Source organism: Thiogranum sp. (assembly GCF_058323355.1).
The window spans coordinates 19,413-29,911 of the sequence record NZ_JBTTIO010000005.1; the positions used below are offsets into that span (position 1 = coordinate 19,413).

Consider the following 10,499-nt stretch of genomic DNA (forward strand, 5'->3'; position numbering starts at 1 on the left):
CGTCAAACTGACGCTGACGATCAGGGAAGATCGTGACGAATAACGCATGGAGGAAACGCAAATGTCCCACCGAAACTGACACCCCCGAATACGCTATCTGCTTGTCGCAGAAATTAATTAAAGAAGCCCGGGGCTGCTGCCGTCAATGATTGGCACGCAGCGCCACGGAATTGGCACGCCACCTGCATCAGGCAGGACAAGCCAAGCAACTGGTCGGCCCTTGCAGATGACACGGCGTCAGCCGCAGGGAAGCACCGCAGGGCTTCTGTTTAACAACGCTATTTGACAATACGTTAACGTTTTAGAGGATTGACTCATGAAAAAAGTACAGCAGGGTTTTACACTTATCGAACTGATGATCGTGGTTGCGATCATTGGTATTCTGGCCGCCATTGCACTGCCGGCTTATCAGGACTACACCGTTCGTGCGATGGTTACTGAAGGCCTGAATATTGCTGGTGGCGGCAAGGCTGTCGTAGCTGAAAACATCTCCAACGGCGCTGCTGATGATTGCGCGGGCGTCAATACAGGTACCTTCAACAAGACTACGCTTGCCTGTGCGGCAGGTGAACTTACCGCAACTGTAGCAACTGGCACCTCCGCTGGCGACATTGATATTACATTGAGTCCGAATGCGGATGGCACGGTGTGGACATGTACTTCAACAGCCGATGACAGATACGTTCCAGCAACATGCCGCTAGTTTGAAACAATGGGAAGGAGTCATGACAAACCTCCCCAACCAAACTTAACCATTAAAAAAGACCGCTTAGGCGGTCTTTTTTAATGCCTTCCTCAAAATTATTTACGCTCAATTATTTCTTGAATTCAATAGGGCTTACACCGATTTATGCTGGCAGTAAACGTCTAAAGTTTGGGCGGCAAATGACGATTACATCTACTGAGTGAAATGATGCCAATTCAACCAACCGCGCAAATGGCAAAAAAGTATTTTTTTGATTTTTCCCAGGATTCAAGATTAAATTGCGCCATGGATCACGGAAGTCCAGATGAAATAAGGATATTTAGTAACAATGGCTACATCTAGTCCTATCTCTCAACTCAGCGGCCTGGCGAAGCGCCTGGTCTCCGACGGCTTGCTCGCCGAGGAGCTCGCAAGTCAGGCACAGGAAAAGGCGCTCAAGGAACACGAGCCCTTCGTCAGCTACCTGGTCAACAATAATATGCTGGATAGCCTGTCGATCGCGTCATCAGCCTGTCAGGAGTTTGGAATCCCCCTGTTTGACCTGAGCGCCATGGACCTCGACAGCGCCCCTGTTTCACTGGTCGATGAAAAACTGATCCGGCAACATCGCTCATTGCCACTTTTCAAACGTGGCAACCGACTTTTTGTTGCCGTTTCAGATCCAACCAACCTGCAGGCTCTTGATGAAATCAAGTTCCATACGGGTATCAGCACCGAAACAATCCTGGTCGAGGAAGACAAACTCAGCAAAGCCATCGACCAGATTCTGGATACCGCTGACACCTCCATGTCGGACTTGCTCGATGAGGATCTCGACAATCTCGATATCGAAGGCGGAGAAGATGCCGGTACCACAGACGACTCAATGGATGCCGATATCGACGACACCCCGGTCGTGCGCTTTGTCAACAAGGTACTGCTGGATGCCATCAATAAAGGGGCTTCCGACATCCACATCGAACCTTATGAGCACGAATTCCGTATACGTTTTCGCCAGGACGGTGTTTTGCACGAAATTGCCAATCCACCGATATCCATGGCAACCCGGCTGGTATCACGCATCAAGGTAATGAGCAAAATGGATATCGCCGAGCGACGCGCACCACAGGATGGCCGCATCAAGATGAAGCTATCAAAGAAGCGTGCTATCGATTTTCGTGTCAATTCCTGCCCGACATTGTTTGGCGAAAAAGTTGTACTGCGTATTCTCGACCCGACCAGCGCCCAACTCGGAATCGATGCGCTCGGTTACGAAGAAGACCAGAAAGAACTTTACATGAATGCGCTGAATAACCCGTACGGCATGATTCTGGTTACCGGGCCGACCGGTTCGGGCAAAACTGTTTCGCTGTATACCGGCCTGAATATCCTGAATACCCCTGACCGGAATATCTCGACCTGCGAAGATCCGGTTGAAATCAACCTTTCCGGGATCAATCAGTGCCATATGAACCCCAAGGCCGGGCTGACATTCGCCACCGCCCTTCGCGCCTTCCTGCGCCAGGACCCGGACGTCATCATGGTCGGTGAAATACGCGATCTGGAAACGGCTGAAATTGCTATCAAGGCCGCCCAGACAGGCCACATGGTCATGTCGACCCTGCACACCAATGACGCGCCACAAACCCTGACACGACTGGCCAACATGGGTGTGCCAAGCTACAACATCGCTTCATCCGTTAACCTGATCATCGCCCAGCGCCTTGCGCGCCGACTGTGTAACAACTGCAAGAAACCGGTAGACATCCCCCGGAAGGCACTAATTGAAGAAGGTTTCCGGGAAGAGGATCTCGATGGCATCACGCTCTATGAGGCCGTGGGTTGTGACCAGTGCGCAGACGGCTACAAGGGCCGTGTCGGCGTGTATCAGGTCATGCCTGTGTCCGAAGCCATGGGACGCATCATTATGGAGGGTGGTAATGCCATGCAGCTGGCAGACCAGGCCAAAGCGGAAGGCATTGCGGATTTACGCGAGTCCGGCCTGAAAAAAGTAAGTACGGGTGTCACCAGCCTGGAAGAAATCAACCGAGTAACCAAGGACTAGATCATGGCAACAGCAACGATCAAACCCAGCGTATTCATATGGGAAGGGAAAGACCGGAAGGGTAACAAGGTCAAGGGCGAGAGCCAGTCGAACAACCCCTCTATGGTCAAGGCGGAATTGCGCAAGCAAGGCATAAATCCGACAAAAGTACGCAAAAAATCCGCGCTTTTCAGCGCTGCCAAGAGCAACAAAATTGTCCCCAAGGATATTTCTGTTTTCACAAGGCAACTTGCAACCATGATGTCAGCCGGCGTACCGCTGGTGCAGTCGTTCGAAATAATCGGTCGTGGACACGAGAATCCCGGCATGCAGGAACTGATACTGGCCATCAAGGCTGACGTCGAGTCTGGCAGTACACTGGCAGATTCCTTGCGTAAGCACCCGGTTCACTTCGACGAACTGGTTTGCAACCTGGTTTCCGCTGGCGAACAGGCCGGTATTCTTGAGGGGTTGCTGGATAAAATTGCGACCTACAAGGAAAAAACCGAAGCCATGAAGGCCAAGATAAAAAAAGCCTTGACCTATCCGGCTGCTGTTGTCGTTGTAGCGTTTATTGTAACCTCAATCCTGCTCATCTTTGTCGTACCTCAGTTTCAGTCACTCTTCGAAGGGTTCGGCGCAGAACTTCCTGCGTTCACACAGATGGTTGTACACCTGTCTGAATGGATGCAGGTGAACTGGTGGATAGCACTTCTCGGCGTCGTCGGGGCAGGTTATGGCTTTAAACAAGCCAAGCTGCGATCACCAAAGTTCTGCCACGCCCTTGATCGCATGACACTGAAAGCGCCCATTTTCGGAGAAATTGTTACCAAAGCTATTATTGCCCGTTACGCGAGAACACTTTCAACCATGTTCGCAGCAGGTGTCCCGCTGGTCGAAGCAATGGAGTCAGTTGCAGGCGCCGCCGGCAATGAAGTCTACAAGATCGGCATACTGCAAATGCGTGACAATGTCGCAACCGGTCAACAACTACAGCTCGCAATGAACCAGACCGGGCTGTTCCCGAACATGGTCGTACAGATGGTGGCGATCGGTGAAGAATCCGGTTCCCTGGATGCCATGCTGGGCAAGGTCGCCGATTTCTACGAAGAAGAAGTCGACGATGCGGTGGAAAACCTCAGCAGCCTGCTGGAACCGATCATCATGTCCGTTCTCGGTGTTCTGGTCGGCGGCCTGATCGTCGCCATGTACCTGCCGATTTTCAAAATGGGCTCTGCTATCTAGAAAACCACGCCCCACGGCAAGGCTGCCGTGGGGTAAACTCTCCCCATGGAACTGCTCACACTACTCGAAAACAATACAGCATTCTTTCTCGCCACTGTCTTCGTGCTTGGCCTGATCATTGGCAGCTTTCTGAATGTGGTCATCTATCGCCTGCCGGTGATGATGGAACGGGAATGGAAGACGCAGGCACAGGAATACATCGGCAAGACGGGTGATGAAAACCCGGATGAGGCCCCTTTTACCCTGTCCAGGCCTGCCTCGCGCTGTCCATCGTGCAACCACAAAATCCGTTTCTACGAGAATATCCCGGTACTCAGTTACCTGATATTGCGGGGCAAGTGCTCGTCCTGCAACGCCGCCATTTCCCTGCGCTATCCGCTGATTGAGTTGATGACAGGCATTCTCTCAGTGGCCGTCGCCTGGCATTTCGGCTTCGGCTGGCAGACCGGGGCAGCCCTGTTACTGACCTGGGCACTGATTGCGCTGAGTATGATCGATATCGATCACCAGCTGCTGCCGGACTCGATCACCCTGCCGTTTCTCTGGCTGGGTCTGCTATTGAGCCTGTTCCCGGTCTTCACCGACATGCGTGCCAGCCTGATCGGCGCTATCGCAGGCTATCTTGCCCTGTGGACGGTCTACCAGCTGTTCAAGCTGGTCACCGGCAAGGAAGGTATGGGCTACGGTGATTTCAAACTGCTCGCCCTGCTGGGGGCGTGGATGGGATGGCAGGCACTGCCGATGATTGTACTGCTGTCGTCTGCCGTAGGCGCGGTGCTGGGCGGCGCCATGATCCTGATACAGGGCCGCGACCGCGCACAACCGATCCCGTTTGGGCCTTATCTGGCCATTGCCGGCTGGATTGCCCTGCTCTGGGGTGATCAGATCTCACACGCCTACCTGCGCTGGTCGGGCATGGCCTGACATGGGCTGCCGGCTGCGCATCGGTCTGACCGGAGGCATAGGCAGCGGCAAGAGCGAAGTCTCTCGCCTGTTTGCCGAACGCGGCGCCACCATCATTGATACCGACATTATTGCCCGCGAACTGGTCGAACCGGGGCAACCCGCCCTGCAGGACATTGCCAACACCTTTGGCGTTGAGGTACTGGACCCTGAAGGGCGTCTCGACCGCGAGCAACTGCGTAAAATTGTTTTCCCGAACCCGCAAAAACGCCGCCGGCTCGAAGCCATTCTTCACCCGCGAATCCGCGCCCGCAGTCTCGAACTGGCCGATGCCGCAGACACCCCCTACTGCCTGCTGGTAATCCCCCTGCTGGTGGAAACCGGACACAAGGATTACTCACTGGATCGTATTCTCGTAGTCGACGCGCTGGAACATCAACAGATCGAACGGGTCATCCGCCGGGATCAACTCTCCCACCATGATGTTGAAGTCATCCTTGGCAGCCAGGCCAGCCGCCAGCAACGCCTTTCCATTGCAGACGACGTGATCGTAAACAACGACGATCTCCGTCACCTGGCGGCAGAGGTAGCCCGACTTGATCAGCAATATCGGCAACTGGCTGAAACACGCAAGGCTTAACGCCAGCCACTCGCATTACGGTTGACACAACAAATGATAACGGCATATGATGACGTTATGCGCACCATTATTGACGTCCCCGAACAGGCCCTGAAAGCACTCGATCGCCTCTGCAAGCGAGAAAGCATCTCACGCGCAGAAGCCATACGTCGCGCCGTTCGCCTGTTCCTGCAACAAAAACTACCGCCTGACAATAACGAAACATTCGGTTTGTGGCGCGACCGTGAAATCCAGGGAAGGGATTATGAAGACAGGCTCAGAGACGAATGGTCGAATCGTGAATCCGGTTCTTGATACCAACATCCTGATTGACTACCTGCTCGGTATTGAAAAAGCACGCGAGGAAATGGCATATTACTCTGACTGTGCCATCAGCCTGGTCACCTGGATGGAAGTCATGGTCGGTGCCAGCGACGAAAGTGAAGAACGACTGCTACGCGATTTTCTCTCCCGTTTTACGTGCATCGAAGTTTCGCCTGATATTGCCGAAGCCGCTGTAACACTGAGACGCCAGCACCGCATCCGTATCCCGGACGCTATCATCTGGGCCAGCGCACAAATTTCCAATACGTTACTCGTTACCCGAAATACACGGGATTTTCCCGCCGATGACCCGGGTATCCGGGTACCCTACCCACTGTAACAAAACACCCAACGTCGCTATCTGGCTACATTTGCGCCCTACCCCTGACTGGTGGACAATAGCGCAGCCCCAGCCACCCCGAATTACGCGCCCGGTGAAACAGAAAATCTTTTACGAACAACCGTTGAACGAGCGCATCCGGACCTTCCTGCGACTGGAATTCCTGTTTGCCGAGGCTGCCCACCACCTGCGTGGCAAGAGCCACTGGGACAGCCGCAGCACACTGACAGCGCTGCTCGACATCATGGCCATCTTCGGGCGTACCGACCTCAAGACCGAAGTACTGAAAGAACTGGAGCGTCATGCCGGCACCCTGGCACGGCTGGAGAAAAACCCGGAGGTTGACCGCAAACGCCTCAGCGACACCCTGGGAGAGCTGGAAACCCTGACGGACCAGCTGCACCACAATGGTGGCCCGATTGCCGCATCGCTCAGGGAAAATGAATTTCTGTCCGCTATCCAGCAACGCTCCGCCATCGCCGGCGGCACCTGTGACTTCGACCTGCCCGGTTATCATTTCTGGCTGGAGCAACCGGCCGCACAGCGTACCCGGGATCTGGCCGAGTGGCTGAAACATTTTGAATCCATTGCCGGCGCCATACAGCTCATCCTCAAGCTGATCCGCGAAAGCGCCTCGACCAGGCCGGTCATGGCGGAAAACGGTTTCTTCCAGAAAACCCTCGATCCCGGCCTGCCCTGTCAGCTGGTTCGTGTATCGGTCAGCCGTAAAATACCTTATTTTGCCGAGATCAGCGGTGGCCGGCATCGCTTTACGGTACGCTTCCTTTCCACATCAGAAGAAGATGGACACCTCCACCAGACTACCGATAATGTTGCCTTCGAACTGGGATGTTGTGTGATATAACGTCCTGATGAGCAGCCGTAAACCCACACACAACCCGCCCCGGAAAACCGTGCCTTGCCCGACCTGCAAACAGGCGGCGGCCTGGGACAAAAGCAATCCGTGGCGACCCTTCTGCAGCGAGCGTTGCCGCCTGATTGACCTTGGCGACTGGTTCGAGGAACGTAACCGGATACCCGATGATCGTCCGGCGGATGATTTTGACCCGGGCAACTGATCAAGCCGTTCATTGCGAGCTACTCTCCCAGGGTGAAAGGTACGTTTAGCCGGTAATCTCTGCCTGAAGTCCGCACTTCGAACACTGCAAGCCAGTCACTACGCCCGGAACTACAGATGGGCAGGGTGATATCGGCCTGCCAGCTTCCGTCATTCATCTTGAGCAGACGATAACGATTCTGCCCCATATCCATCCCCTGCATTTCCAGGCTGACAGTCACGGCTTGCAGTTCTGTGTTGCTGGACAGGGAAACATTGAAGGGCTTGAGGGCCGAACGATGCGCTGCCATGTGCGCAGAAACCATCAGGCCATCACCCTGGCCTGTACAGGCCACGCGCACGTCACATCCATTATCGAGTGACAGGGTTTGCACGGGGAAGCCCTCACTACCCCGCTCACTGCAGGCCGCCAGCGCAAGGCACAACAGGATCCATGATCCGTAGGTACGGGTCATGTTTCCCATAACGCGCGAATGGCGGCGATACCCTGTGCGCCATTCACGACAGCCTCATCGAGGTCGACCGGCGTCATACCGCCCAGCGCATAGACCGGCATGGCACATGACGCGACCAGACTCTCGAAAGCCTCCCAGCCCAAAGCCGGTGCATCCGGGTGACTGGCTGTGGGTTTAACCGGGGAGAGCAGCGCAAAGTCGGCATTGACAGCATGGGCGTGCGCCAGCTCCTGTGCTGTGTGGCAAGACGCCCCCAGCAGCAGGTTTCCCGGTAAATCTCTTTCAGTCGCCTGTTGCAACCGCTGACTGCTGAGCTGGATACCATCGGCACCAAGCTGCACGGCAAGGCTGGCATCGGCATTCAACAGAACCTGCGCACCGCTGGCGTGACACTGTTGAATCAGCGACTCGGCGAGAGACATGTACGACACATCATCCAGGCTTTTGGCGCGAAATTGCACCAACCTGATCCCCTCATCCAGCCGCCGCTGTAATTGTGCAAGAAAAATTTCACGGTTTTCGCCCGGCTCCGGTGTAATCAGGTATGCCGATGGCAATTGCAGGGCGCGAATAATGGGGAGGTTCGCTGCCGGGAAATTGCGGCTTTCAAGCGACTCGATCGGCACCCATGCGACCGGCTGGCCTTCACGCCCATGCGGCTGGCCCTCGAAGGCATGAACACGCCACACATCGAGCAGCACACTGCGATCCGGGTAACGATGGGGAACCCGGATCAAGGGCCTGCGGGCAGTAATACGAATGCCCAGTTCTTCCTGTATTTCACGATCCAGCGCAGTTTCAACCGGTTCTCCGGGCTCACACTTGCCTCCGGGAAACTCCCATAACCCTCCCTGGTGAACATGATCAGGCCGGCGCGTCAGCAATACCCGGCCGGCACCATCAACGATAGCGGCAACCGCAACGTGAAGTGTTTCAGGGTCGTTCGGTTCAGGAACGGTAGTCGGCATTGATACTGACATAATCGTGAGAGAGGTCACTGGTCCAGATTGTTTCAACCGCATTGCCGCGGCCCAGTATAATACGAATCAGTATTTCATCCTGGTTCATGACGCGCTGACCGTCTGCCTCGGTGTAATCGGGCGCAACACCGCCATCGCGAACAATGCACACGTCGTCCAGCCACAGTTCCACCCGGTCAATATCCAGTTGCGACAGGCCGGCACGCCCTACCGCGGCCAGGATGCGCCCCCAGTTCGGGTCACTGGCAAACAGCGCCGTTTTCACTAACGGGGAATGTGCGACCGTGTAGGCCACCTGCAGGCACTCCGCGTTATTACCTCCGTCTTCCACGCGGACCGTAACGAACTTGGTCGCACCTTCGCCATCGCGAATAATAAGCTGCGCCAGCCGTGTACAAACCTCACTGACCGCCGCACAGAAGGCCGGGTAATCCGCATGATCCGTATCCACACAGACAGCAGCGGATGCACCGGTCGCCACCAGTACACAGGCATCGTTGGTGGATGTATCGCCATCCACCGTGATGCGGTTGAAAGACTGTTCCACGGCTTGCTGCAAACAGGCCTGCAGCGCAGCCTCTTCGACTGCGGCATCGGTCGCGATATACGCCAGCATGGTTGCCATATCCGGACGGATCATGCCCGACCCCTTGGCCATACCCGTGAGCGTTACCGTCTGCCCACCGACGGGCAGCGTCAGTGTTACGCCCTTGGCAACGGTATCCGTCGTCATAATGGCGTGCGCGGCAACTGACCAGTTATCTGGCGACAACCCGGCAAGCGCATCATCCAGCGCTGACTCGATTCGCCCTACAGGCAACCGCTCACCAATGACACCGGTCGAGAAAGGCAATACCTGTGACGCTTCACAGCCGGCCCGCTGCGCCAGCGCCTTGCAACTTTGCCGGGCATCATCAAGCCCGGGGATGCCAGTGCCGGCGTTGGCGTTACCGCTGTTGATCAGCAAAAAACGCGGGGAGGTTTTTTCCAGGTGCTCTCTGGCGACAATGACAGGTGCCGCGCAGAAGGCATTGCGGGTGAATACAGCCGCACAGCGGCTGCCTTCCGCGAGCTCCATGACCACCAGGTCATCACGGCCTTCATAACGAACGCTTGCCGCCTGCGCAGACAGCCTTACGCCAGCCACCGCAGACAGTTCAGGCAACTGGCTATATCCAACCGGCATGGTTCAGGCGTCGGGCCTCAGCTCAACTTGCCGTGGCACTGTTTGTATTTCTTGCCCGAACCACAGGGACAGGGCTCGTTACGCCCGACCTTGCGTCCACCACGCACAAACGGCTGATGTTCCTCTTCTTCACCGGCAGGGACATCTTCACTCTCTGGTAAAGCGCTGACCTCGTCGTGACGGAAATTCATCGGTGAGGTAGTCCGTCGCTGCTGCTCCACGGCTTCCACATCAGACTCGGTCTTGACCTGTACCCTGGAGAGGATGCCAATCACATCCAGTTTGATGCGCTCCAGCATATCGGTAAACATCTCGAAGGCCTCGCGCTTGTACTCCTGCTTGGGGTTCTTCTGCGCATAGCCACGCAGGTGAATACCCTGGCGCAGGTAATCCATGGCCGCGAGATGTTCTTTCCAGGCCTGGTCCAGCACCTGCAACATAACCGCCTTTTCGAAATGACGCATGGTCTCGCTGCCGGCCTGCTGCTCTTTCTCGTCGTGTTCGCGCGCCAGTTCTTCGAGCAACCTGGCGCGCAGCGTTTCCTCGTGCAGGTCATCAGCGGCATCCAGCCAGCCCTGGAGATCGAAACGCTGGCCAAACTCGGTCTCGATGGCATCTTCAAGCTCGGCAATCTTCCATT

At 55.6% G+C, this 10,499-nt stretch carries 13 protein-coding genes; 9 read left to right on the forward strand and 4 right to left on the reverse strand.

Going from position 1 to position 10,499, the window contains the following annotated elements:
• Positions 1-316 precede the first annotated feature (316 nt).
• The 9 genes from ACW81B_RS01005 (at position 317) to ACW81B_RS01045 (ending at position 7,239) form a co-directional block, all read left to right on the forward strand.
• Positions 317-703, forward strand: coding sequence for a pilin (locus ACW81B_RS01005; RefSeq protein WP_491578331.1), 387 nt, complete (start codon positions 317-319; stop codon positions 701-703).
• 331 nt (positions 704-1,034) lie between these two features.
• The gene (gene pilB / locus ACW81B_RS01010; protein WP_491578332.1) at positions 1,035-2,750 is read left to right on the forward strand and encodes a type IV-A pilus assembly ATPase PilB; all 1,716 of its coding nucleotides are present in this window, start codon (positions 1,035-1,037) and stop codon (positions 2,748-2,750) included.
• A 3-nt stretch (positions 2,751-2,753) separates the two neighbouring features.
• Positions 2,754-3,974: a type II secretion system F family protein gene (locus ACW81B_RS01015; protein WP_491578333.1), complete on the forward strand. Its 1,221-nt coding sequence runs from the start codon at positions 2,754-2,756 to the stop codon at positions 3,972-3,974.
• Between the two features lie 45 nt (positions 3,975-4,019).
• The gene (locus ACW81B_RS01020; protein ID WP_491578334.1) at positions 4,020-4,898 is read left to right on the forward strand and encodes a prepilin peptidase; all 879 of its coding nucleotides are present in this window, start codon (positions 4,020-4,022) and stop codon (positions 4,896-4,898) included.
• 1 nt (position 4,899) lies between these two features.
• Positions 4,900-5,517 (forward strand): dephospho-CoA kinase, encoded by a 618-nt coding sequence (gene coaE, locus ACW81B_RS01025; RefSeq protein ID WP_491578335.1) that lies wholly within the window; start codon positions 4,900-4,902, stop codon positions 5,515-5,517.
• A 57-nt stretch (positions 5,518-5,574) separates the two neighbouring features.
• The gene (locus ACW81B_RS01030) at positions 5,575-5,811 is read left to right on the forward strand and encodes a ribbon-helix-helix protein, CopG family (RefSeq protein WP_491578336.1); all 237 of its coding nucleotides are present in this window, start codon (positions 5,575-5,577) and stop codon (positions 5,809-5,811) included.
• Entirely contained in the window at positions 5,795-6,160 is a 366-nt protein-coding gene (locus ACW81B_RS01035) for a type II toxin-antitoxin system VapC family toxin (RefSeq protein WP_491578337.1), read from the forward strand. The genes ACW81B_RS01030 and ACW81B_RS01035 overlap by 17 nt, the downstream gene beginning before the upstream one ends.
• 94 nt (positions 6,161-6,254) lie before the next feature.
• Positions 6,255-7,025 carry a cell division protein ZapD gene (zapD, locus tag ACW81B_RS01040; RefSeq protein ID WP_491578338.1) on the forward strand — a complete coding sequence of 257 codons (771 nt, stop codon included), beginning with the start codon at positions 6,255-6,257 and terminating at the stop codon, positions 7,023-7,025.
• Between the two features lie 7 nt (positions 7,026-7,032).
• Positions 7,033-7,239, forward strand: a complete 207-nt coding sequence (locus ACW81B_RS01045) for a DNA gyrase inhibitor YacG (RefSeq protein ID WP_491578339.1) — start codon at positions 7,033-7,035, stop codon at positions 7,237-7,239.
• Between the two features lie 19 nt (positions 7,240-7,258).
• On the opposite strand, the gene ACW81B_RS01050 is transcribed toward ACW81B_RS01045, so the two are convergent.
• The 4 genes from ACW81B_RS01050 to ACW81B_RS01065 all read right to left on the reverse strand — a co-directional run.
• A complete protein-coding gene (locus tag ACW81B_RS01050) occupies positions 7,259-7,693 on the reverse strand; it encodes a hypothetical protein (protein ID WP_491578340.1) in 435 nt (144 codons plus the stop codon).
• A complete protein-coding gene (locus tag ACW81B_RS01055) occupies positions 7,690-8,661 on the reverse strand; it encodes a Nudix family hydrolase (RefSeq protein WP_491578341.1) in 972 nt (323 codons plus the stop codon). Before ACW81B_RS01055 ends, ACW81B_RS01050 begins: the two co-directional genes overlap by 4 nt.
• A complete protein-coding gene (argJ, locus tag ACW81B_RS01060; RefSeq protein WP_491578342.1) occupies positions 8,642-9,859 on the reverse strand; it encodes a bifunctional glutamate N-acetyltransferase/amino-acid acetyltransferase ArgJ in 1,218 nt (405 codons plus the stop codon). The genes ACW81B_RS01055 and argJ overlap by 20 nt, the downstream gene beginning before the upstream one ends.
• A gap of 17 nt (positions 9,860-9,876) precedes the next feature.
• Positions 9,877-10,499: SEC-C metal-binding domain-containing protein (locus tag ACW81B_RS01065; protein WP_491578343.1), on the reverse strand; the 623-nt coding region annotated here is incomplete at its 5' end.

What these genes read in the sequence shown, in the direction of transcription:
- ACW81B_RS01005 (WP_491578331.1), top strand. Translation starts at nt 317, where the DNA reads ATGAAAAAAGTACAGCAGGGTTTTACACTTATCGAACTGATGATCGTG.
- pilB (WP_491578332.1), top strand. Translation starts at nt 1,035, where the DNA reads ATGGCTACATCTAGTCCTATCTCTCAACTCAGCGGCCTGGCGAAGCGC.
- ACW81B_RS01015 (WP_491578333.1), top strand. Translation starts at nt 2,754, where the DNA reads ATGGCAACAGCAACGATCAAACCCAGCGTATTCATATGGGAAGGGAAA.
- ACW81B_RS01020 (WP_491578334.1), top strand. Translation starts at nt 4,020, where the DNA reads ATGGAACTGCTCACACTACTCGAAAACAATACAGCATTCTTTCTCGCC.
- coaE (WP_491578335.1), top strand. Translation starts at nt 4,900, where the DNA reads ATGGGCTGCCGGCTGCGCATCGGTCTGACCGGAGGCATAGGCAGCGGC.
- ACW81B_RS01030 (WP_491578336.1), top strand. Translation starts at nt 5,575, where the DNA reads ATGCGCACCATTATTGACGTCCCCGAACAGGCCCTGAAAGCACTCGAT.
- ACW81B_RS01045 (WP_491578339.1), top strand. Translation starts at nt 7,033, where the DNA reads ATGAGCAGCCGTAAACCCACACACAACCCGCCCCGGAAAACCGTGCCT.
- ACW81B_RS01050 (WP_491578340.1), bottom strand. Translation starts at nt 7,693, where the DNA reads ATGACCCGTACCTACGGATCATGGATCCTGTTGTGCCTTGCGCTGGCG.
- ACW81B_RS01055 (WP_491578341.1), bottom strand. Translation starts at nt 8,661, where the DNA reads ATGCCGACTACCGTTCCTGAACCGAACGACCCTGAAACACTTCACGTT.
- argJ (WP_491578342.1), bottom strand. Translation starts at nt 9,859, where the DNA reads ATGCCGGTTGGATATAGCCAGTTGCCTGAACTGTCTGCGGTGGCTGGC.